Source organism: Microbispora sp. H10885 (assembly GCF_014161415.1).
In the GTDB taxonomy this organism is placed as follows: domain Bacteria; phylum Actinomycetota; class Actinomycetes; order Streptosporangiales; family Streptosporangiaceae; genus Microbispora; species Microbispora triticiradicis.
Genome location: NZ_JABBWY010000002.1, coordinates 765,527 through 787,062, shown reverse-complemented (window position 1 = coordinate 787,062; position 21,536 = coordinate 765,527). Strand labels below are relative to the sequence as shown.

At 73.3% G+C, this 21,536-nt stretch carries 19 protein-coding genes; 6 read left to right on the top strand and 13 right to left on the bottom strand.

Annotated features, from left to right (window positions below; genetic code table 11):
• Positions 1 to 42: 42 nt before the first annotated feature.
• The 6 genes from kynU to HHX37_RS08430 form a co-directional block, all read right to left on the bottom strand.
• Complete coding sequence (gene kynU / locus HHX37_RS08455) at positions 43 to 1,272, bottom strand: kynureninase (protein ID WP_182885009.1); 1,230 nt, start codon at positions 1,270 to 1,272, stop codon at positions 43 to 45.
• Positions 1,273 to 1,275: 3 nt separating this feature from the next.
• The gene (locus HHX37_RS08450) at positions 1,276 to 1,668 is read right to left on the bottom strand and encodes an ester cyclase (RefSeq protein WP_165900607.1); all 393 of its coding nucleotides are present in this window, start codon (positions 1,666 to 1,668) and stop codon (positions 1,276 to 1,278) included.
• Between the two features lie 78 nt (positions 1,669 to 1,746).
• Positions 1,747 to 2,163 carry an adenosylmethionine decarboxylase gene (speD, locus tag HHX37_RS08445; RefSeq protein WP_182874392.1) on the bottom strand — a complete coding sequence of 139 codons (417 nt, stop codon included), beginning with the start codon at positions 2,161 to 2,163 and terminating at the stop codon, positions 1,747 to 1,749.
• Between the two features lie 64 nt (positions 2,164 to 2,227).
• Positions 2,228 to 2,956 carry a 2OG-Fe dioxygenase family protein gene (locus HHX37_RS08440; RefSeq protein ID WP_111699991.1) on the bottom strand — a complete coding sequence of 243 codons (729 nt, stop codon included), beginning with the start codon at positions 2,954 to 2,956 and terminating at the stop codon, positions 2,228 to 2,230.
• A gap of 62 nt (positions 2,957 to 3,018) precedes the next feature.
• The gene (locus tag HHX37_RS08435; protein ID WP_182885008.1) at positions 3,019 to 4,461 is read right to left on the bottom strand and encodes a glutamine synthetase family protein; all 1,443 of its coding nucleotides are present in this window, start codon (positions 4,459 to 4,461) and stop codon (positions 3,019 to 3,021) included.
• Between the two features lie 222 nt (positions 4,462 to 4,683).
• On the bottom strand, positions 4,684 to 5,976 hold the full coding sequence (locus tag HHX37_RS08430; RefSeq protein ID WP_182882845.1) for an endo-1,4-beta-xylanase: 1,293 nt from the start codon (positions 5,974 to 5,976) through the stop codon (positions 4,684 to 4,686).
• 195 nt (positions 5,977 to 6,171) lie between these two features.
• Between HHX37_RS08430 and HHX37_RS08425 the strand changes: the two genes are divergently transcribed.
• Positions 6,172 to 8,385, top strand: a complete 2,214-nt coding sequence (locus HHX37_RS08425; protein ID WP_182885007.1) for an NACHT domain-containing protein — start codon at positions 6,172 to 6,174, stop codon at positions 8,383 to 8,385.
• On the opposite strand, the gene HHX37_RS08420 is transcribed toward HHX37_RS08425, so the two are convergent.
• From HHX37_RS08420 to HHX37_RS08410, 3 genes are all read right to left on the bottom strand, one after another.
• Positions 8,386 to 9,018: a maleylpyruvate isomerase family mycothiol-dependent enzyme gene (locus HHX37_RS08420; RefSeq protein WP_182885006.1), complete on the bottom strand. Its 633-nt coding sequence runs from the start codon at positions 9,016 to 9,018 to the stop codon at positions 8,386 to 8,388.
• Positions 9,019 to 9,087: 69 nt separating this feature from the next.
• Positions 9,088 to 10,380: an RNA polymerase sigma factor gene (locus tag HHX37_RS08415; RefSeq protein ID WP_182885005.1), complete on the bottom strand. Its 1,293-nt coding sequence runs from the start codon at positions 10,378 to 10,380 to the stop codon at positions 9,088 to 9,090.
• Between the two features lie 13 nt (positions 10,381 to 10,393).
• Positions 10,394 to 10,717, bottom strand: coding sequence for a YciI family protein (locus HHX37_RS08410; protein WP_111699986.1), 324 nt, complete (start codon positions 10,715 to 10,717; stop codon positions 10,394 to 10,396).
• 134 nt (positions 10,718 to 10,851) lie between these two features.
• Here HHX37_RS08410 and HHX37_RS08405 point away from each other — a divergent pair, with 134 nt between their 5' ends.
• A complete protein-coding gene (locus tag HHX37_RS08405; RefSeq protein WP_310738305.1) occupies positions 10,852 to 11,622 on the top strand; it encodes a sporulation protein in 771 nt (256 codons plus the stop codon).
• A gap of 22 nt (positions 11,623 to 11,644) precedes the next feature.
• Here the strand turns inward: HHX37_RS08405 and HHX37_RS08400 are convergent, their stop codons facing one another.
• The 3 genes from HHX37_RS08400 to HHX37_RS08390 all read right to left on the bottom strand — a co-directional run bounded on the left by HHX37_RS08400 (position 11,645) and on the right by HHX37_RS08390 (position 17,268).
• Positions 11,645 to 12,910 carry a cation diffusion facilitator family transporter gene (locus HHX37_RS08400; RefSeq protein WP_182885004.1) on the bottom strand — a complete coding sequence of 422 codons (1,266 nt, stop codon included), beginning with the start codon at positions 12,908 to 12,910 and terminating at the stop codon, positions 11,645 to 11,647.
• A gap of 123 nt (positions 12,911 to 13,033) precedes the next feature.
• On the bottom strand, positions 13,034 to 16,600 hold the full coding sequence (locus HHX37_RS08395) for a BTAD domain-containing putative transcriptional regulator (RefSeq protein WP_182885003.1): 3,567 nt from the start codon (positions 16,598 to 16,600) through the stop codon (positions 13,034 to 13,036).
• Positions 16,600 to 17,268 (bottom strand): hypothetical protein, encoded by a 669-nt coding sequence (locus tag HHX37_RS08390; protein WP_182885002.1) that lies wholly within the window; start codon positions 17,266 to 17,268, stop codon positions 16,600 to 16,602. The genes HHX37_RS08395 and HHX37_RS08390 overlap by 1 nt, the downstream gene beginning before the upstream one ends.
• A 146-nt stretch (positions 17,269 to 17,414) precedes the next feature.
• On the opposite strand from HHX37_RS08390, the gene HHX37_RS08385 reads away from it, so the two are divergent.
• Positions 17,415 to 18,791 (top strand): FAD-binding oxidoreductase, encoded by a 1,377-nt coding sequence (locus HHX37_RS08385; RefSeq protein WP_182885001.1) that lies wholly within the window; start codon positions 17,415 to 17,417, stop codon positions 18,789 to 18,791.
• Between the two features lie 142 nt (positions 18,792 to 18,933).
• A complete protein-coding gene (locus tag HHX37_RS08380; protein WP_182882838.1) occupies positions 18,934 to 19,452 on the top strand; it encodes a hypothetical protein in 519 nt (172 codons plus the stop codon).
• Here the strand turns inward: HHX37_RS08380 and HHX37_RS08375 are convergent.
• Positions 19,443 to 20,228 (bottom strand): Crp/Fnr family transcriptional regulator, encoded by a 786-nt coding sequence (locus HHX37_RS08375; protein WP_182885000.1) that lies wholly within the window; start codon positions 20,226 to 20,228, stop codon positions 19,443 to 19,445. The two genes, HHX37_RS08380 and HHX37_RS08375, sit on opposite strands and share 10 nt — an antisense overlap.
• 182 nt (positions 20,229 to 20,410) lie before the next feature.
• Here HHX37_RS08375 and HHX37_RS08370 point away from each other — a divergent pair, with 182 nt between their 5' ends.
• Both HHX37_RS08370 and HHX37_RS08365 read left to right on the top strand, forming a co-directional pair.
• Entirely contained in the window at positions 20,411 to 21,121 is a 711-nt protein-coding gene (locus tag HHX37_RS08370; RefSeq protein ID WP_182884999.1) for a hypothetical protein, read from the top strand.
• Between the two features lie 73 nt (positions 21,122 to 21,194).
• Positions 21,195 to 21,467 (top strand): hypothetical protein, encoded by a 273-nt coding sequence (locus tag HHX37_RS08365; protein ID WP_182882836.1) that lies wholly within the window; start codon positions 21,195 to 21,197, stop codon positions 21,465 to 21,467.
• Positions 21,468 to 21,536 lie beyond the last annotated feature (69 nt).

Sequence of the window (21,536 nt, the reverse complement as noted above, 5' to 3'; positions counted from 1 at the left end):
CGGCCGGCGGCTCGGCCGCGAGCCCCGTCGGCACGCGTCCGGTCACCCGCCGGCGGCTCCGTACGTCAGGGAGCGGTGCTCGCTCGTCAGGAGCCGCTCCAGGACCGCGACAGCGTCCCATACATCGACATAGCGATTGAACAACGGAGACGGGGCCAGACGCAGGAGTTCGGGCGACCGGAACTCCACCGCGATTCCATGGGCCGCGAGGCTCCGCGCGAGCCGCTCCGCGGCCGGGTGCCGGAGCGCGACGTGTCCGCCCCGGCGGGCGGGGTCGGCGGGGGTCGGCACCTCGACCGAGAGTGGGCCCAGCCGCCCGGTCGTCAGCTCGATGAGCCAGCCGGTGAGCGCGGTCGACTTGGCCCGCACCATGCCGGGATCGGCCTCGCAGGCCAGCGCGACACCCTCGTCGAGCGCGACCAGGCTGAGCAGCGGGGGACAGCCCGTGGTCAGGCGTCCGACGCCGGGGTCGGGGCGGTACTCCGCTTCGAAGGCGAACGGATCCGCGTGGCCGAGCCAGCCGGTGATGGGCTGCTCGAATCCGGGGAGCAGCCGCGAGGCGACGTACATGTAGCCGGGCGCGCCCGGTCCGCCGTTGAGGTACTTGTATCCGCACCCGACCGCCAGGTCCGCGCCGTCGGCGTCCAGGGCCAGCGGGAGCACGCCCGCGCTGTGCGACAGGTCCCACAGGACCAGGGCGCCCGCGGCGTGCGCCCGCTCGTTGATCTCCTTCATCGGCAGGATCTCGGCCGTCCGGTAGTCGGCGTGGCTCAGCATGACCACGGCGACGTCGTCGTCCAGCGCGTCGAGGAGATCCGGGGCGGGGACCCGGCGCACCCGGGCGTCCGGGTGGACATGGGCGGCGATCCCGTCCGCTATGTAGAGGTCGCTCGGGAAGTTGCCGGAATCGGTGAGGACGGTCCGCCGGGTGCTGATCCGCAACGCGCCGCAGAGCAGCTTGAAGAGGTTGACCGAGGTGGACTCGCCCACCACGACCTGCCCGGGCCCGGCGCCGACGAGCCGTCCGATGCGGTCTCCCACCGTACGGGGCAGGTCGAGCCAGCCGTGCTTCCACCAGCCGGAGTTCATGTCGTCGCGCCAGTCCTGCCCGACGAGTCGGGAGAGCCGGCTCCACGTGCTCTTGGGAGGCGCGCCCAGCGAGTTCCCGTTGAGGAAGACGCGATCGCCGGGCAGATCGAACCTGGCGCGGAACGACGACAGCGGGTCGGCCTGGTCCAGGGCTTCGAAGAAGGATCTGTCGAGGGCCGCCATCGCTCAGTCCGTGATCTGCTGCATCATGCCGAACATGTCCTCGTTGTGCCACCACTCGGCGAGGTGCTCGCCGTCGAACCGCATGATGTCGATGCCGGTGAGCGACACCTTGCGACCGGTCCCGGGGATCCCGGACAGCACCCCCAGGTGGGTGCCGCAGGAGACGTACCGGGCCACCAGCCTGTCGCCCTCCACGATCACGTCCTCGATCAGGAACCGGTAGTCGGGAAAGGCCTGGTGCCAGTCCAGGGCCATGGCGATGTGGCCCTCCTTGGTGTTCGGGAAGGCGTCGATCGGCCGGTGGTCGACGAAATGCTCCGCGAGCGCCCGGCCGCCCGCGGGGTCTCCGCGGTTCCAGAGCTCGCCGATCCAGATCTCCTCATATACGTGCCGCATAAGGCTGCGCTGTGCCGACGATACGGAACTGGGCATCAGAGAGCACACCTCTCGAAATACGTCCGGGAGTCCCGGGGCCTATTTAAGAAGGTCGAGTGATTCGAAGATCTCGCCTTGCAGGCCGCCCTTCCCGCGCTCGAACCTGCGGGTGACCATTTCCGTGGGCCGGAAACCCGCGTCGAGGACGGGAAGCGCCTTGTCGGGCTGGGCGGAACCGCACATGAAGATGTCGATGGCGGCGAACCGGTATTCCGGCCAGCTGTGGATGCTGATGTGCGATTCGGCCAGTACGGCGACCCCGGACACCCCTTCGCCACGGTCGAAGTGGTGCACGTAGACGTAGAGCAGGGACGCGCCCGCGGCCGTCACGCATTCGCGGAGCACCTTCTCGACGTGCTCGGGGTCGTCGAGTCTGCTGGCGCCGATCAGGTCGGCCAGGATGTGGATGCCGGCGGCTTCGTCTGAGGAAAGCGGGCCCGCCGAGGCGTGCGACATCAGGGACTCTCCTTGAGGAGTTCACGGTCGTTTCACCGGCATGCCGGCGTGGAGGAGTGCCGGGTCACAGGGGGTTCAGCGAGAATCCGCAGACGTCCCGGACCGCCAGGTCGTCCCCCTCGGCCACGGTCACCGGCGTCACGTCGTGCAGGCAGCGCGGATCTTCGAAGACGACGGTGTCGCCCGGCGTCTCGAGCTCCAGCGTCCGGTAGACGCGGCCGTCGAGGTCGGCGAACATGCTGCACCCGCCCTCGACCGACCTCCGGTCGACGAGTGTGATCGAGGTGAACGCGTGCCCGTCGTGATGCATCCCCTCCGGGGCCGGATAGCCCGGCTGGCCGGGGCGGGCCAGGATGCGCATCAGGTGGACGCCGATCTCCCACTCCTTGGCCGCCGCCACCCGCTCGGGCGGCAGCACGGCGAGGACGTCCCACATGAGCCGGTGGAGAAAGGGGTTGGCGGCCGTGCGCTCGGCGAGCGGGGCGAACCTCCGCTCCATCCCGCCCGCGTACGGATTCAGGTCGACGCTCTGGAAGAACGGCCTGTCCTCGAGCCGCTCCACGCGGTGCCCGGCGGTGTCCACCTTGAACAGGCTGAACCGGCGCTGCCGGAAGACGTAGTCGGTCTTGAGCCAGAGATCGTCGGGCAGATCCTCGAAGTCCTCGCAGAGCTCGTGCAGTCCTGCTCCCAGGCTTCCCCGGAACGCGGCGGCACGGCCGGGGAGCAGGATGACCGGATCGTCGACGAAACGATCGGGGGAGAGTGGGCCGAAGAGTTCGGTGCTCGTTGCCATCTGTCGTCCTCATTCGCTGTGGCGGGCCGCGGTTCCGGTGAGTCCCCTCGGGGACCCGCGAGTCATGGCACGTAGTCGAGGTAGGCGTCGAAGTCCCAGGAGGTGGTCGTCGCCAGGAAGCGCTCCCATTCGTCCTGCTTGTGGTCACGGAACACCGAGTAGAGGTCGCCGTGGAGCGCGGAGCGGACGAGCGCGTCGTCGTGGAGCGCGGCCAGCGCCTCGCCGAGGTTCATCGGCAGCCGGTCGGCTCGGGCGGCGTCCGACTCGTAGGTGTTCGCGGTGGTCGGCTCGCCCGCGGGCAGCTTGGCACGGAGGCCGTCGCCGACGGCGGCGAGCAGCCCGGCCGCCATCAGGTACGGGTTCACCATCGAGTCGGCGGCCCGGTACTCGATCCGGTCCGGCGCGGACACCCGGAGAGCGCACGTCCGGTTCTGGTGTCCCCACCCACGGGTGAAGGGCGCCCACAGCCCGCTGTCCCACATGCGGCGGTAGGAGTTGACCGTGGACGCGGCGAGCGCGGTCAGGGCCGGGAGATGCGCGAGAACCCCGCCGATCGAGTGCAGCGCCTCCTCGCTCAGGCCGGCGCCGTCCGCGCGCGGGAAGAGGTTGCGGCCGCCTCGGCGATAGGCGGCGACGTTCCTCCCGACGGCGTCCGGAGCGTCGGCCATCGGAGCGTCCTCGCCACCGCTCCAGAGCGAGAAGTTGTGATGACAGCCGGACGCCGACAGTCCCATGAAGGGCTTGGTCATGAAACACGCGACGAGATCGAATTCGCGGGCCACCTGCCGGCAGATCTGGCGGTAGGTGATCAGCCTGTCCGCGTTGCGGAGCGGCTCGTCGAAGGCGAAGTTGAGCTCCAGCTGTCCCGGCGCGTCCTCGTGGTCACCCTGGATCATGTCCAGGCCCATCTCCCGCGCGTACCGCAGCACCCTGAGCATCACGTCGCGCAGTTCCTCGAACTGGTCGATGTGGTAGCAGTAGGGCTTCGAGGCGCCCACCAGTTCCGCACCGTCGCGGCGCAGCCACATCATCTCCGGCTCGGTCCCGATCCGCAGTTCGAGCCCGTGCCGGTCCGCGAAGCCGGCCGTCATCCGGGCCAGGTTCCCCCGGCAGTCGGACGTCAGCGGGGCGCCCGGCTCGTGCTCCTCCTCCCGGTTGCGGAAGAGCCTGGCGAAGACCCTCGCCACCCGGCCGTCCCAGGGGAGCCGCGCGAAGGTGTCGGGTTCGGGGACGGCGACCAGTTCCGAGGCCTCCGGACCGTAACCGAGATAGCGTCCGGTCCGTCCGGCCGCGACGTTCGCGGTCGAGCCGTAGACGAGTTGCACTCCGCGCTCGGCCACCCGCTCCCAGTGCGCGGCCGGCATGCCTTTGCCGACCACTCTGCCCGTCACCGTCACGTACTGCACATAGATGTATTCGATTTCGAAAGTGTCGATGAGTTTGCGGGCGTGGGCGACGTCGTCCGCCCGGCCCTGCCTGTTCAGGAAATCGTCGATTCCCGTCATCGCCTTTTTGCGCCTCCGGGGGGAACGGTGGTTGTCAGCGACAGTAAATATCCAAAGTCGGGACACGAATCCGCGTCAAGGAGTTCCCCATTGCAGCTTCCTGCGGCGGGCCTTTTCGCCGTGTGTTCCGGCGGCGCCGCAGGCATTCGTCATCCGGACGGCGGAGCGCCGCCCCCCGTGGGCGGGGAGCGGCGCTCAGGGCCACAGGATGCGCGGGAGACGTCAGATCTCCGCACCCACCGCGGCCTCGCCCGGCTCGTCCAGGGAGAACACGGCCGTCCGCCCGCCGGCCGACACCTCGTACTCGCCGAGGAAGCCGGTGAAGCGCACCCGGCCGTCGTCGTCGGTGACCATCGTCGTGGGCGGCAGCCACCACTCGCCCTTGACGAGCGAGCGCAGCGCCTCGTACGACGGCTTGGGCGTGCCGTCGACCCGGACGAAGCCGCCCGGCGCGCCGAGCCAGCCGCCGTCCGACAGCCCCCAGTAGGTCATCGCCTCGACCGACGGGTGTGACAGCAGCGTCTTGTAGTGGCGCACGACCTCGTCGGCCTGGCGGGCCTCCCCCTCGGGGGTCGTCGGCCACTCGGGGATCTGGTAGTCGTTCAGGTCGACGATCTCCTCGGGCATGATGTGGCCGGAGACGATCGTCGTCTCGGTGAAGTGGATGGGCAGGCCGTACCGCGCGAAGCGGTCGATGGTCGCGAGCGTCTTCTCCTCGCCCCAGTAGCCCTGGTGCATGTGGCTCTGCAGGCCGAGCACGTCGATCTCGACGCCCGCCTCCAGCACGCCCTCGATCAGGCACTCGTACGCCGCGGACATGTCGAAGTCGTTGAGCAGGAGCGTGGCGCGCGGGTTGGCCTCGCGGGCCGCGTCGAAGACCATCCGGACCAACGGGATGCGGCCCATCTCCCGGCAGATCCGGGTGATGCCGTTGTCGTACTTGTCGAAGATCGGCATGATCACGACCTCGTTGACGACGTCCCACATGTCGATCACGCCGGCGAACTCGGTCACCTCGCGCCGGATGCGGTCCGCCTGCGCCTTGGCGATCTCGGCGTTCGGCAGGTCCATCAGCCAGCCGGCCGTCTCGGTGTGCCAGGCCAGCGGGTGCCCCTTCACCACGCACCCCCGGTCGGCGAACCACCGCGCGGCGGTGAGTGTCCGCTCGGTGTCCGGACGGCCGCGTTCGGGCTCGAACCACCCCCAGTAGAAGGGCAGCGTGGCGAAGTTGAAGACGTCGAGCCACAGGTCGGCGACTGCCTGGGAGCCGGTGGCGGGCGGCTGGTCCGGCGCGGGGGCCTCGCCGTTCGCCAGCGGGATGAAGTCGCCGCCGGTGCAGCCGAAGAGGAACCTGTGCCGCCGCTGCGCGACGACCACCTCCTGACCGGCCAGCGGCGCGCCCTGCGCGGTCACGGTGAGCGTGGCGTCCGCGGTGCGGTGCTTCCTGATCAACGGGTCGGGGTCGAAGGAGGAGGGGTCGAAGCCGGAGGGGTCGAAGGCGGGGCGCGACGACATGGGCGGCCTCCAGGGAGTGCGCGGGGCGGAGGACCCTCTCCGAGAGCCTCCACGCTCCCGCCGGAGGGGTCTCATGATCCAGTGCACAGTATCGCTTGTGCTGGGAAAGGCCCAGGCTGTCTGAAAGGTGCAGACAACAGTCGGAATGCGCATCGCGCTATCGCCAGAAAGTGCACCCGCTGTCACGATGAGCGCATGAGAGTCCCGGCCGGGTGGCGGCGCGCCGCCCTTCCCTCCGCGGGGCTGGTCGCCGTCGGCGGCCTCGGCTACGGCCTGACGAAACTCTCCGACTCCGACGCCGCGGCCAACTGGGCCCAGCTCGCGAGCGTGGCCCTCGCCGTGTTCGCCCTGGTCCCGCCCTTGATCAGCAGCTGGCGGCAGCGGCAGCCGGGCGGGACGAGCACGATCGAGCAGATCGACCGCGCCGAGCGGACGCTACGGGTGCTGGTGCGGGAGCAGTGGCGCGAGGAGATCGTCATGCGCGAGCTCGACCAGCCCGCCCGGCTGCCCGTCCGCTGGAAGATCTCCGGCCTCGACGTGATGGACCAGGACGAGCGGATCGACGGGGCGCGGCTGCTGCGCTCCTGGTTCGGCCTCGGCAGGGTGCGGTTCGACGGGCGCACCGACCGGATGCCCGAGATGGCCGGACGGTTCCGCAAGCTCGCGCGGCGCCGGCTCGTGATCATCGGCGAGGTCGGCATGGGCAAGACCACGCTGGCCGTCCTGCTGCTCAGCGAACTGCTGAAGGAGCACCGGGAGGGCGACCCGGTGCCCGTGCTGCTGTCGATGTCCGGGTGGGACCCGTCGGACGAGCCCGTCCACCGCTGGCTGGCCAGGCGGCTGCGGGAGAACTACCCGGCGCTGCGCGCGTCCGGCTTCGGCCCCGACGCGGCGCGCGGCCTCGTGACGTACCGCCGGATCCTGCCCGTCCTCGACGGCCTCGACGAACTGCCGAGCCCGGTGCGGTCCAAGGTGGTCGACGCCCTGAACGACGCCTCGGCCGTCGAGGCGCTCATCCTCACCTGCCGTACGTCGGAGTACCTGGCCGCCGTGAACGGGGGCGGTGGCGCGCCGCTGGCCGGCGCGGCCGTCATCGAGCCCAGGCCGGTGAAGAGCGCCGACGTCATCTCCTATCTCCTCGACCGGCTCGCGCCCGGCCAGCGAGCCGGCTGGGCGGAGCTGCTGGCCGCGCTGAAGAGCGAGCCGGACGGCCCGCTGGCCGAGGCGCTGTCGACGCCGCTGGTTGTGTGGCTGCTCTACAAGGTCTACATCGAGACCCGCGCCAACCCCGCGCCGCTGTGCGACTCCGGACGCTTCGACACGGCGGACGCCGTCACCGAGCACCTGCTCGACAACCTCGTCCAGGCGACGTTCTCGGCCGCCCCGCCGGACGACGACCCCGACGAGCGGCACGAACACGACCATCCGTTCCGCCCGCAGCGGTCGTGGGACCCGGAGGAGGCCCGCGGCCGGCTGGCCTTCGTCGCGCACCACATGTCCGAGACCGGCAGCAGGGACTTCCGCTGGTGGCACCTCCACCGGTCGGTGCCGCGGCGTACGAGCATCCTGATCGGCGGCGTGTCCGTCGGCCTGACGGTCGGGACGACCGTGGGACTGGTCAGCGACGCCGTCGTGGCGCTGCGCAGCCCGCACGCGGGCAGCCTGCGCGACGCCCTGCTGTTCGGCCTCGCCGGGGGACCGGTGGGCGGCCTCGTGGGCGGGCTGACCGGCGGGATCATCCTGGAGCGCCTCAAGGGCTACTCGCTGGAGCCGGCGTACGCCAACCTGCGCTGGCGGGGCAACGTCACCGGCCTCGCCGGGCAGCTGGCGCTCGGGCTGGTGACGGTGCTCCCGGTCGGCATGGTCGCGGCGTTCGCCCTGTGGCGGGTCGCGGGCATGTCCTCCGAGGTCGGCGGCCTGGTCCTCTACGGGCTCGTCGTGGGAGCCATCGGCGGCGTCACCCTCGGGCTGAACAAGTGGGTGACGACCCCCCTGACGAACGACCGGCCGCAGGGCCCGGTGACCACGCTCCGGCGGGACCTCCGGCTCGTGTACGGCAGGTCCCTCACGTTCGGCACGGCGCTCGGCCTCGCCTTCGGCGTCGCCGGCACGCTCGTGGACGGGTTCTCCGGGCTGCTGCGCGGAGCCGAGGCCGGGATCGCCTTCGGCCTCGCCGGCGGCGTCGTGTTCACGCTGACCTTCGGGTTCACCGGCGCCAGCTCGACCTACCTGGTGGCCGTCGCCATGCTCCGCGCCCGGCGCCGCGTCCCGCTCCGGCTGATGACCCTCCTGGAGGACGCCCATCGGGTCGGCCTGCTCCGCCAGGTGGGGCCGGTGTACCGGTTCCGGCACGAGAGGCTCCAGGACCGCCTCGCCCACCTGCACCGTCACCCCGGCGAGAACCGGTGATCAGACCGCTCGGCGGGTGAAACGGGCGCTGGGCTCGCCGCGCAGCCGTCCTTCCGGCAGCCTGCGGCCGGACAGCACCAGGACCAGGTCCTGCGCCGCGCCGGTGAGCGGGACGCCCGACCCGAACGACCAGTCCACGTCGTCGGCCCGCAGTTCGATCCCGTCGAGATCGACGCCGAAGTAACGGCGGGCCCTCGGCGACAGCGCGCCGTCGAGCAGCACGCGCAGCCGTTCGCCGGGAACCCGCCGGTCGATCCCCAGAGCCACCGTGATGTCCATCCCGTGGATCACGTCGTGCGACAGCGCGCCCTCGAAGCCGCCGCCCGGGGGCCGCCACGGGTGCTCGGCGTTGTCCCGCAGGCACGCGGTCAGCTCCTCAGCGGTCAGCGAGGCCGTGTCGCGGCGGGCGAGCCGGTCGGCCAGCCGGTCGAAGTTGCCCCGGGCCGCGACCAGGCCGGCCAGCACGCGCGGCCCCGAGTGGCGGTAGGGCAGGGTCAGGTGCGCCACCACTTCCCGGACCCGCCAGCCCGCGCACAGCGACGGCGCGTCCCACGCCCGCGGCGGCAGCCCGCTCAGCAGGTCCGCCAGCTCGCGGCGCTCGGCCGCGATCATCCGCCGTATGTCCGTTCCCATCTGTCCGCCGTCCTTCCGGTCGTCCACCTGTACGTCCTGCCGACGAACGGGAACGGCCCGGACGGACACCTACTCCAGGGCCGCGAGGCGGCGGGCGAGATGGCGGCGTTCCGCGCCGGTCGGGGCCAGGCCCATCGCCTCCCGGTAGGCGTCGCCCGCCTCGGCCGTACGGCCGAGACGTCGCAGCAGGTCGGCCCGGGCGGCGGGCAGCAGGTGGTAACCGGCCAGCGCCCCCGACTCCCGCAACGCGTCGAGCAACGCCAGACCGGCGGCGGGACCGGCCGACATCCCCACCGCCACCGCCCGGTTCAGCTCCACGACGGGGGACGGGACCAGGCCCGCGAGCCGCGCGTACAGGACGGAGATCTGGGCCCAGTCGGTGTCCTCCGGGCGGGCGGCGGTGGCGTGACAGGCGGCGATGGCGGCCTGCACCTGGTAGGGGCCGGGACGGCCTCGCCGCAGCGCGCCGTCCAGGAGGGCGACGCCCTCGGCGATCCGTGCGGCGTCCCACAGCGTGCGGTCCTGCTCCTCCAGGACCACCAGGTCGCCGGCCCCGTCCAGGCGGGCGGCCCGGCGGGCGTGGTGCAGCAGCATGAGCGCGAGCAGGCCCGCCGCCTCCGGCTCGTCCGGCATCAGCCGCACCAGCACCCGGGCCAGCCGGATCGCCTCGGCGGCGAGGTCCGGCCGCATCAGGCCGGCGCCGGACGTCGCCGAGTAGCCCTCGTTGAACAGCAGGTACAGCACGGCGAGCACCGCCGGGAGGCGCTCGGGCAGCAGATGCGCCGGCGGCACCCGGTAGGGGATCGCCGCGTGCCGGATCTTCTGCTTGGCCCGGGCCAGGCGCTTGGCCATCGCCTGCTCCCCGACCAGGAACGCGTGGGCGATCTCGGCGGTGGTGAGCCCGGCGAGGGTCCGCAGGGTCAGCGCCACCCGGGCCTCCGGCGCGAGCGCCGGGTGGCAGCAGGTGAAGATCAGCCGCAGCCGGTCGTCGGGCACGTCCGGCCCGTCGCCGGGCTCCGGTCCGTACGGCACGCCGTCCTCCCGCATCGTGCTCGCGACCTCCCGCAGTTTGGCGGCGCCGGCCGCCTCGCGGCGCAGCAGGTCCACGGCCCGGTTGCGCGCGGCGGTGGTCAGCCACGCCCCGGGCCGGCGTGGCACGCCGTCGCGCCGCCAGGCGCGCAGGGCCAGGGCGAACGCGTCCTGCACACACTCCTCGGCCAGGTCCCAGTCGCCGGTCCGGCGGATGAGCGTCGCCACGAGCTGCCCCCACTCCTCCCGGAACGCCTCGGCGACGGCGGCCTCGACCGGAGACGGCGCGGCGCCGGCCGTCGTGGCTCCGGGTGCGGTGGCTCTGGGTCTCATCTCGGGGGACGCCTCACGGCGACACGAGCGGGCGGATCTCGATCGTCCCGTACGCCGCGGCGGGGTGGGCGGCGGCGACCTCGATCGCCTCGTCGAGGTCGGCGCACTCGATCAGGCAGAACCCGCCGATCTGCTCCTTGGTCTCGGCGAACGGCCCGTCCGACAGCAGCACCTCGCCGCCGCGCACCCGCAGCGTGGTGGCGTCGTCCGGCGGGCGCAGCCCCGCCCCTCCCCGGAGCACGCCGCGCTCCAGCATCGTCTCCGACCACCCGCCGCAGCCGTCGGCGGCGTGTTCCGCCGCCGACTCGTCGCCGCAGATCAGCAGCACGTACTTCATCCGTCCTCCTCGGGCCGTCGTCCCATCCTGACCGTACGACGAACGGGACGGCCCGGAACGGACACCGCCGGCGGGAACCCGGCGGGGAAACGGGTCGTTCCGACCGGTGTACGCCGCAGACAAGGGAGTGATCGGTGTTCCGTAAGCTGATGGCCGCGCTGGGATCCGGGGTCGAGGTCGACACGGTGCTGCGTGACCCGCACGTGCGCCCGGGGGAGACCCTGTACGGCGAGGTCCGTTTCCGGGGTGGTTCCTCCGACCACAAGGTGGAGGGGATCACCGTCGACTTCACCGCCGTGGTGGAGGTCGAGCGCGGCGACGAGGAACATCACGTCACCTACAGCTTCCTGCGGGCGCCGGTGTCCGGGCCGTTCGACCTGCGGGCGGGAGAGGCGCGCACGCTGCCCTTCGCGATCCCGGTGCCCTGGGAGACGCCGGTCAGCGCGATCGGCGGGCGTCCGCTGCCCGGTATGCGTCTCGGCGTGGCCACCGAGCTCGCGCTCGCGGGCGCGCTCGACAAGGGCGACCTCGACCCGCTGCACGTCGCTCCGCTGCCCGCGCAGGACCACCTGCTGGGGGCGCTCATGCACATGGGCTTCCACTTCAAGCGGGCCGACCTGGAACGCGGGACGATCCGGGGCTCGTCCATGCCGTTCTACCAGGAGATCGAGTATCACGCGGGCTCCGAGTGGCGGCGCCACTTCAGCGAGCTCGAGCTGACCTTCATCGCCGGGCCGCACTCGATGGACGTGATCCTGGAGGCCGACAAGAGGGGCGGCTTCCTCACCTCGAGTCACGACGTCTACAACCGGTTCCGGGTGGGGTACGGCGACCATCCGGGCGCGGTGGAGCAGGCGCTGCGCGACGGCCTGGCGTCCATGGCCCGCCACCGCGGCTGGTTCTGACCCTTCGGCCGCCTCCGGCGGGTCAGCCGGGCCGGCCTGCCGGGTGGTGGTCGTGACGGCGATCCTGCCGGTGGTCGCGCCGGTTCTCGTGCCGGTGCGTCCGGCGGTGGTCCTGGGGGTGATCCCGGCGCTGGTCCTGCCGCTGATCCCGGTGGTGGCCGTCGAGGACGGCGTGGTGGTCCACGCCGTCACCGGGCAGCGGATCGGGATGCACGATCGCGGCGGTCAGCCGGGGCACGGCGTGGATCAGGTTGTGCTCCGCCTCGACCGCGACCCGGTGGGCCTCCACCACGGTCGCCCCCGCGTCGACGATCACCTCGCACTCGGCCCTCAGCCGGTGCCCGATCCAGCGCAGCCGCACCTGGCCGGTGCCCAGCACGCCCGGCGTGCCACGGAGGGTCGCCTCGGCGAGGTCCACGAGAGCGGGGTCGACGGCGTCCATCAGCCGCCGGTACACCTCCCGCGCGGCCTGCCGCAGGACCGTCAGGATCGCGACCGTGATGAGCAGTCCCACGGCGGGGTCGGCCCAGGTCCAGCCGAGCGCGGCCCCGCCCGCCCCGGCCAGCACGGCCAGCGAGGTGAGACCGTCGGTGCGGGCGTGCAGGCCGTCGGCGACGAGCGCCGCCGAGCCGATCTCCCGGCCGACCCGGATGCGGTGACGGGCGACCAGTTCGTTGCCGGCGAAGCCCACCAGGGCCGCCGCCGCGACGGCCCCGAGGTGGGTGACCTCCCGCGGCTCCAGGAGCCGGACGATCGCGGCGTACGCCGCGGCGGCCGAGGAGGCGGCGATCGTCAGGACGATGGCCACGCCCGCGAGATCCTCGGCCCGCCCGTAGCCGTACGTGTAGCGGCGGGTCGGCGGGCGGCGGCCGAGCAGGAACGCGATCCCGAGCGGCACCGCGGTCAGGGCGTCGGCCGCGTTGTGCAGCGTGTCGCCGAGCAGCGCCACCGACCCCGACAGCACCACGACCACCGCCTGGACCAGCGTCGTCGCCCCCAGACCGGCCAGCGACACCCACAGCGCCCGCATGCCCCGGGCGGAGGACTCCATCGCCGGGTCGACCTTGTCCGCGGCCTCGTGCGAGTGCGGCCGCAGCAGGTGCGCGACCCGCCCCCGCAACCCGCCCCCACCGTGCCCGTGCCCGGCCTCGTGCCCGCCGTCCTGCCTGTGCTCGTGAGCGTGCCCAGGACCGTGACCATGTCCGGGACTACGACCGCGCTCGTGCCCATGCCCATGCCCATGGCCGTGCTCGTGCCGGGGACCGGGACCGGCCTGTTCCTGGCTCATGGCACCACCATGCCTCGGAAAAGCCGTCGCAGCACCTCGACAACAGCGTGCCCGGCGCAGTTGCGAGCGTTCCGCAGCCGCACCCCGTCCGCGACGGGCGCCGAGCTGGAGACCCAGCCGGGATCAGCCGCCCGAGATCTCCCGTACGAGGGCCTCGCTGCGGCGGACGAGATGGGGCAGGCCGAGCCGGCGATGGGCATCGCGCGCCGCCTCGGCGTGCGCCAGCGCGGCGGAGGTGTCGCCGGTCCGGTGCAGCAGTTCGGCGACCACGTCGTGGAGTGTTCCCCAGGCGACGCAGCCGGTGCCCATGATCACCAGCTCGTGGGCGATGGGCCGCAGCTCCGCGAGCATGGCGTGGGGGTCGGGACGGCCGAGCCGCGCGGCGACCAGACCCCACTGCCAGGCGACGAACTGCCACGTCCAGTCCTGTGGCGCCACGGTTCCCCAGCGGTCGATCAGCCGGTGGGCCAGGTCGTGGTCCCCCGCCTCGACCGCCGCGAGCACGGCCGTCGGGCGTGCGATCATGTTGGACTCGTCGGCCGCGGAGTCGACGAGCTCGGCGAGGAGGCCACCGCCCCGGCCCTGGCCCCATTCCACGAAGAACGAGTTGATCCGCTTCAGGACGTCCGGCCCCCAGAGGCTGGTGCGACGGTAGCTCCCGGTGCTGAGGTCGGCGAGGCGCTTCGCCTCCGCCCAGTCGCCCGCCAGCAACGCTCGCCCGGCCGCGGCGTACGAGACCTGTGTCTCGATCTCCGGCATCCGCACTTCGGCGGTGAGTCGCAGGCAGCGGGCCAGCTCCGCGTCGTAGTCGGCGATCAGGCCCGCCTTCAGGAACCTGGGCATGCGGTGCAGGCGGGCGATGATCTCGGTGGCCCGGGGGAGGCCGGGAAGGCCCAGCATCTCCTCCGCCGCGCGGTAGCGCTCCTCCTCGTTCTCCGGCGTCCAGGCCGCGATGACGAAGTTGTTCAGCGTGCGCGCCAGCAACCGGGTGTCACCCGTACGGCGGGCCAGCTCCACCGCCTCCAGGGCGTGCCGGCGGCCCTCCCCGCGCCGCTCGCCGTAGTACAGCTCGACGGCGAGCGTGCCGAGCAGCTCCGCCCGGGTACCGGCGGCGTCCGGATCCAGCCGGGAGAGCTGGTCCTCCAGCACGGTCACCATGCGCTCGTCCACGACGCCGTACGAGCGCCAGTTCCACAGCGTGACGCCGCCGAAGACCGTGGCCGCCTCGATGACCGCCGCGTCGTCGCCGAGGGCGGTGGCGAGCGTCACCGCCTCGTCGAGCGCGCTTCGCGCGCCGTCCACGTCGCCGGTCACCCGCCGGGCCCTGCCCAGGCCGATCAGCAGCGAGCACCGGGTGGCCGGGGGCCCGGCGGCGCAGGCGTCGAGCGCCTGCTCCCAGTAGAGGACGGCCTCGTCGTAGGCGAGCCGCGCCGCCGCCTGCCCGGCCGCCTCCACGGCGTACGCGACCGCCTTGCCGGCGTACCCGACCCGGGCGGCCAGCGCGAAGTGGTGGGCCAGCGCGGGCAGCCGCGAGGCGGCCTCGCCCCACCGCAGGCTCTCGATCGCCTCGCCGACGCGGCCGTGCAGCTGGGCGCGCTGCCTCCGGCTGAGCCCCGAGTACAGCGCCTCCTGCACCAGGGCGTGCGAGAAGCGGTAGTCCCAGCCGCCGTCCACCTCGACCAGCAGCCCGGTCGCGACGGCGGGTTCGAGCAGCATCATCACCCGGGACCCGCCGATGCCGGTCGCGGTCTCCAGCACGTCGGCGTCCACGTCCCGGCCGATGACGGCGGCGGCGCGCAGCAGGGTCTGGGAGTCCTCCGGCAGCCGCGACACCCGCTGGTTGATCACGTCGCGTACGCCGTCGGGCACGGCGGTCTCCAGCACGTCCGCCGCGCCGACCCGGCCGCCGGTGTGGGTGCTGGTCAGCAGGCGCAACAGCTCGCCGAGGAAGAACGGGTTCCCGCCGGTCCTGTCGTGCAGCGCGCGGGCGAGCTCGGGCCCGGACCCGTCCCGGCCCGCCTCCCGCAGGTAGTCGGTGATCTGCTCGGGGGTGAACGGCGCGACGCTCATCCGCTCGGTGCCGCGCTGGCGGGTCAGCTCGCCGAGCGCCTCGGTCAGCGCCTGCCTGCCCGTCGCGGGCTCGGGCCGTACGGTCGCGAGCACCAGCAGCGGGAGGCGGTGCAGGTCGGCGCCGAGAAAGGTGAGCAGCTTCAGCGACGCCGCGTCGGCCCAGTGGAGGTCCTCCACCACGACCAGGACCGGCGTGGCGGCGGCCCGCCGCGCCAGCGCCCGCGCCACGGCGTCGTGCAGCAGAAACCGGGCGGTGTCGGGGTCGGCCGTGTCCGTCCGGTCGTCCGTCCGGTCGCCTGTCCGGTCGCCTGTCCGGTCGTCTGCCCTGTCGTCTGCTCTGTCGCCGTCCGACAGGCGGTGGGCGAGGCGGGCGAGGTCGCCGTCCGTCTCAAGGGCGTGCAGGGCCTGGATCCAGGGCCAGAACGCGGGAGCGCCGCTTCCCTCGACGCACCTGCTCCAGGCGACCACGGCTCCGCGTCCGGCCGCCATCGCCGCGGCGGCCTCCGCGAGGCGGGTCTTGCCGATGCCGGACTCCCCGCTGACCAGGAACACCCCGCCGACGCCCCGGCGCAGGTCGTCGAGCCGCTCGGCGATCCGCCGCAGGTACGGCTCCCGCCCCACGAGGCCCGGCGTTCCGGAGGCCTGCGCGGACGCGTCCGCGCTGTCCACGGCGTCCGCGGTGCCCGGGGCGCCGGGCGCGGTGGCGTCCCTGTCCGGGGAGACCGGCGGGTCCGGCGCGAGCCCGGCGAGCCGCGCCGGCGCGGCGGCGGGCGGCCACGGGCCCGCCGGCGACTCGTCCTGGTGCAGGATGGCCTGCTCCAGCCGCCGCAGCTCCGGGCTCGGGTCGAGCCCCAGTTCGTCGTCGAGCAGCGTACGGCAGCGCTGGTAGGCCGCCAGCGCCTCGGCCTGGCGGCGTTCCCGGTAGAGGGCACGCATGAGCAGCGCCCACAGGCCCTCGCGGTAGGGGTCCCGCTCCAGCAGGCGCTCGGCCTCGACCGTCACCTCGGCCGCCCGTCCCAGCGCGAGCCACGCCTCCGCCCTTACGGTCAGCGCGGAGAGGCGGGTCTCGGTCAGCCGGGAGATCGTGGACCGGGCGAACGGCTCGTCGGCGAGGTCGGCCAGCGGCTCGCCGCGCCACAGGGCCAGCGCGGGCCGGAGGATCCGGTCGGCCTCCTCGGGACGGCCGGCCGCGAGGGCGGCGTGCGCGGCCTCGGCGGCCCGGGTGAACCGCTCGGCGTCGATCTGGTCCGGCTGCACGTCGAGCAGGTAGCCGGGTTCCCTCGTGCGCAGCACCTGGGCGGGCGAGCGCGGGCTGCGCAGGGGTTCGAGCGTCCTGCGCAGGTGCGAGATGTACGCCTGGAGCGTTCCCGTGGCGCTGGAGGGCGGCTCGTCGCTCCACAGCCGGTCGATGAGCTGGTCGAGCGGCACGACGTGGGGGGCGTTCAGCAACAGCAGCGCCAGCACGGCGCGTTGCTTGCGCGGGCCCAGGTCGAGGACCATTCCGGCGGCGTCGGCGACCTCGACCGTGCCGAGAAGGCGGAAGTCCAGGGCGGAGTCCCGCCGGTCGGCCCGGGCCGGGCGAGGCGCCGGTAATCGCCCGCCGTCGATGCTTGTCCGCATCACAACTCCCGAACAAGCCATACGGCCCTAAGTCGGATTTCTGGCTCATCATACTCAGATGTCCGGTGATTCTCGCCAGCGAACGGGGGGCCGGTCCGCTCGGTGAAACCGGCGTCCTCCAGGAGGGCGCGCACCGCGGCGCCCCCGGTTCCGTTCCCGGTGCCGTCGCTGGGGATGGCGCCGGGGACGGCGTGGAAGACGACGGACCGGATCCCGTCCGCGCGCAGTTCCATGAGCAGGTCGTCGAGCAGGCGGTCGAGCAGGCGGCGGACGAGGCCCCCGCCGCATACGTGACCTCGGTCCGGCGGAGCGACGGTGAGGGCGCGCAACAGGGCCCAGCGCCCGCCGCCGCACGCCGCGTCGCCCCCGGCGGACCGGGCGCGCGAGGGCTCCGCCGTCTCCAGCAGCGCGGCGGCCAGGGGCGCGGCGGCGGCCGGGTCGGCGAGGTCGGCCAGCACGTAGAGGCGGCAGCGGGCGGGCGGGACCTCCCGCAGGGCGAGCGGCAGCGCCGGGCCGAGGATCTCGGCGCCCGGCGCGCCCGCGTGCGCGGCCACCTCGCGCAGCAGCAGCGTGCTGGGCGGCGGACGGCCCTCCGGCTCGTCGGCGTACGGCTCGCCGGTGTACGGCTCGTGGGGACGCGGCGGCCGCTCGTTCGTTGGCGACGACATCGCCCCAGCGTGCGCGGGGTCTCTTGGACGTCTCTAGGAGTTCGCTTGGTCCGTCCCGCCGCCCGGCGGCGCGAACTGCGCAAGAACATCCCAAGCGGTGGCTGCGACAACTGGGACCGTCAACCACAGCGACATCGAGGACGGACATGTACAGCACCATCGAGGACGCGCTCCGCGGGCAGGTCACCGGGCGGGTCCTGGTCCCGGGGCAGGACGGGTACGCCGAGGAGGCCGCGGGGTTCAACCTCGCCGTGCGGCACCGGCCCGCGGTGATCGTGGCGGCGGAGGGCGCCGCCGACGTGGCCGCGGCCGTACGGCTCGCCGCCGCGCACGGACTGCCGGTGGCGGTCCAGTCGACCGGCCACGGAGCCGTGCAGGCGGCCGACGGCGCGCTGCTGATCAGCACCCGCGCCATGCGGGAGATCGTGGTCGACGCCTCCGCCCGCACCGCCGTGATCGCGGCGGGCTGCACCTGGGGCGAGGTGATCGCCGCCGCCGCGCCGTACGGGCTGGCCCCGCTGTGCGGCTCGGCGACCGGTGTCGGCGTGGTGGGCTTCACGCTCGGCGGCGGCATCGGGCCGATCGCGCGGACCTTCGGCTTCGCCGCCGACCACGTGCGGGAGATCACCGTCGTGACCGGCGACGGCGTCGTCCGCACCGCCGGCCCCGGGAGCGAGCCCGACCTCTTCTGGGCGCTGCGCGGCGGCAAGGCCGGATTCGGCGTCGTCACCTCGATCACCGTGGACCTGCTGCCGCTCACCCACCTCTACGGCGGCGGCCTGTTCTACGCCGCCGAGGACGCCGGGCGGGTCCTGCACGCCTACCGCACCTGGGCCGGCACGCTGCCCGAGGCCACCACGACCTCGGTCGCGCTGCTGCGCCTGCCCCCGCTGCCCGAGCTGCCGCCGCAGCTCAGCGGCAGGTTCGTCGTCCACCTGCGGGTCGCGCACGTGGGGGAGGGGCAGGAGGCCGAGGACCTGCTCGCGCCCATGCGGGCCGTGGCCGAGCCCGTGCTCCAGGCCGTCGGCCCCCTGCCGTACGCGGCGATCGACTCCATCCATCAGGACCCGGCCGGGCCGATGCCGGTCGCGGAGCGGGGGGTGCTCCTGCGGGAGCTGACCGCGGAGACCGTGGAGGCGCTGCTGGCGGCGGCCGGGCCGGCCGTGCCCGCGCCGCTCGCCGTCGTCGAGATCCGCCAGCTCGGCGGGGCGCTCGCCCGTGAGCCCAGGGAGCCGAACGCCGTGGGCGGGCGCGACGCCGCCTTCTCGCTGCTGGTCATCGGCGCGCCGGTGCCCGAGCTGATGGAGACCGCCGTCCCCGCCGCCGTACGGGCGGTGACCGAGGCCGTCGCGCCCTGGGCCACCGGCGGCACGCAGATCAACTTCCACGGCGGCGCGCTGGCGCCCGAGGAGCTCTCCCGGGCCTGGCCCGCGGAGACGCTGCGGCGGCTGGCGAAGCTGCGGGACGTCTACGACCCGGCGAACCTGTTCCGCTTCGGCCACGTCGTTCCTCGCGAGGGCTGAGCACGCGGGCCCGGCTGAGCACGCTGGCACGGCCGGACACGCGGGCCCGGCCGTCCGCCGGAGTTTCGCGAGAAGCCGCATCGATGCGGCCGTACGCCTCCTCGCCGGCTCTTCAATGGGAGAAACGACGGAGGGGATGCCGATGTACGGGCGCAGGAACCGGCTCACGCCGAACGAGGCGCTCCAGGTGGCGCTGACGGCTGTCGGCGCCTTCCAGGGCTACGTGCAGCACGCCGATTCCAAGGTGGCCACGGTGACCACCGTGCATCTCGGCGCGGCGGCGGTGGCGGCCACGCAGATCGGAGTGCTCGCCGCTCTCCGGGCACCCGGCAGGCCGGCGCTGCTCGGCGTCGTCGCCGTGGTCCTTCTCGCGCTCTACGCGGCGGGGTTCTTCGTCGCGGGCTACCACCTCGTTCAGGGACTGCGGCCCAGGCTCGGCGGGCCGGCGGGCCCGAACAGGTTCGGCCTGGCGGGCGGCGAGCCCGGGCCGTCGCCGCAGGCGGACGCGACGCAGCAGGAACGGGAGGCCTGGCTGCTGGCGGGCAGGCTCGCCGAGCTGAGCCGCGACAAGCACCGCAGGGTGGGGCGGGCACTGCCGTGGACGGCACTCATGCTCGCCGCCACCCTGCTGTGGCTGGCGCTCGGAGGTCTCTACGGCTGACCGGCGCCACCCGGCGGCGACGGATCCGGAACCCGGGTCGGCGCGGCTTCCAGCCGGACGGGCGGAGGCGCGGGCCGGCCAGGGCTCAGGCCGGCGAACGCCGTGAGGCCCGCCATGTCGCGGACGACCACGCCGCGATGGCGCTGCAGCACGAGACCTCGGGCGGACAGGTCGTGCATCGCCTTCTGCACCGTGCGTTCCCTGATCCCGACCAGTTCCCCCAGTTCGGCCTGGGTGACGGGCACACCGACGTCGACGCCCGCACGGTGGGGTCTTCCGTGCCGCACGGCCAGGTCGACCAGGATGCGGGCCAGGCAGACGTCGGCCTCGTACCCCGCGAAGTCGAGACGCCGGCGGTTGGCGAAGCGCAGCCGGTCGATCGTGACCCGGCTGAGGGCGGCCGCGACCTCGGGAGCGCGGGCGAGATGAGCCGTGAAGACCGGCCCCTTCACGACGCAGACGAGCGACCGTCCGCAGGTCGTCACCGTCGCCGTGCGCGGGCAGTCCTCGAAGGCGGCCGTCTCGCCGACGACGTCGCCGGCCGCCCGGATCGACAGCAGCGTCCGGGACCCGTTCTCGGCGAGAGCCGTGACCTTCACCAACGCGTCGAGCAGCAGGTAGACCGCGCTGCCCGGGTCGCCCTCGCGGACGAGGACATGCCTGCCGGGGAACGTCACCGGAGAGCCGAGACGAAGGAGTTCGTCGCGCGCGGCCTCCGGGAGCCGGTCGAGGAACGATCCGGTCAACCACGGTCGTCGCTCGGTCCTCCGCGTCACCTCGGCACCTCCAAGCCGGAGTATGACCCGGCGGGGCTCTCCACGTCACCGGGTCCCGGCGGGGGCCGAACGCCAAGACGCCCTTAGCCAGTCATTACGCTCATAACGTTGTGAGACTGATCCGTCACGCGATGTAATCACATCGGCGATGGGCCGGACCTACTGGCTCCGAAGGAGTGACTATGACGTTCACAGCTATGCACCCCGCGTCCATGGCGACCACGCTGGGCTACGGCTCCCAGCACCAGATCACGCCGCTGCAGCTCGCCCAGCAGATTCCGGGGCTGCAGCAGCAGGTGTCGCCCCTGGCGATGATCCAGCAGGAGGAGCAGATCCTCCCCCAGGAGCACCTGGTGAGCCCGGTGACCTTCTGGACCAAGGTCGCCAGGCACGCCGTCCGCTACGGCGCGCCCGCGGCCCGCCAGATGCTGGAGAGCGTGCTCTACCAGCAGCTGGTGCAGCAGCAGATTCAGGCCCAGATCCAGCAGCAGCAGGTGCAGCAGCAGATCCAGGCCCAGATCCAGCAGCAGCTTCAGCAGCAGCTTCAGCAGCAGGCGCTGCCGCCTCAGGTGCTGCAGGCGCTGCAGGCCATCCAGGCCCAGGCCCTGCAGATCCCGCAGGCCGCCTACGCCCAGCCGTACGCGCAGGCGTACGGCGCGCAGGCGTACTCCCAGCCCTACGCGGCCCAGGCGTACGCCCAGCAGCCCGGCCAGCAGATCCCGCAGCTCGGCGTCCAGTCGGTCCTGCCCCAGCACGTCCAGGCGGCGTACGGGCAGCAGGTCCCGCTGACGATGCAGTCGCTGAACCCGCTGAACCCGCTGGGCCAGGGGTACGGCCAGCTCCACCAGCAGGCCGCCCAGCAGGTCCCGGTGCCGGCCGGTGCCGGACTCTGAGCGGAGGAACACCGTGGAGTCGATGGGTCCCGGGACGGGTGTCCCCGGAATGGGTCCCGGGATGGGACCCGGGATGGGTTCGCCGACGCCCCCGGCCACGGGAGTGACGGCGGGGCAGCCGACGCCGGCGGCGCAGTTGCAGGCGCACTGCGCCGTGACGCTCCAGCAGCTGTACGAATGGCTGCAGACGTCGATCCCGCAGGCGCCCCAGGTCGCGGGGGTCATCCCGCTGCTGGTGCAGGCGGTGCAGCTGTACCGGGCCGGGCGGTACGAGGCGTGCCTGGCGCAGATCCAGTACGCGCTCGGCGTCGTCGCCCCCGGACGGCCCATGGTTCCACTGCTGTGACGTGATCACCTCGGTGGCCCGGACCGGTCGGCGGCCGGTCCGGGCCCCCGCCGTCCCGAGACCGGCGAA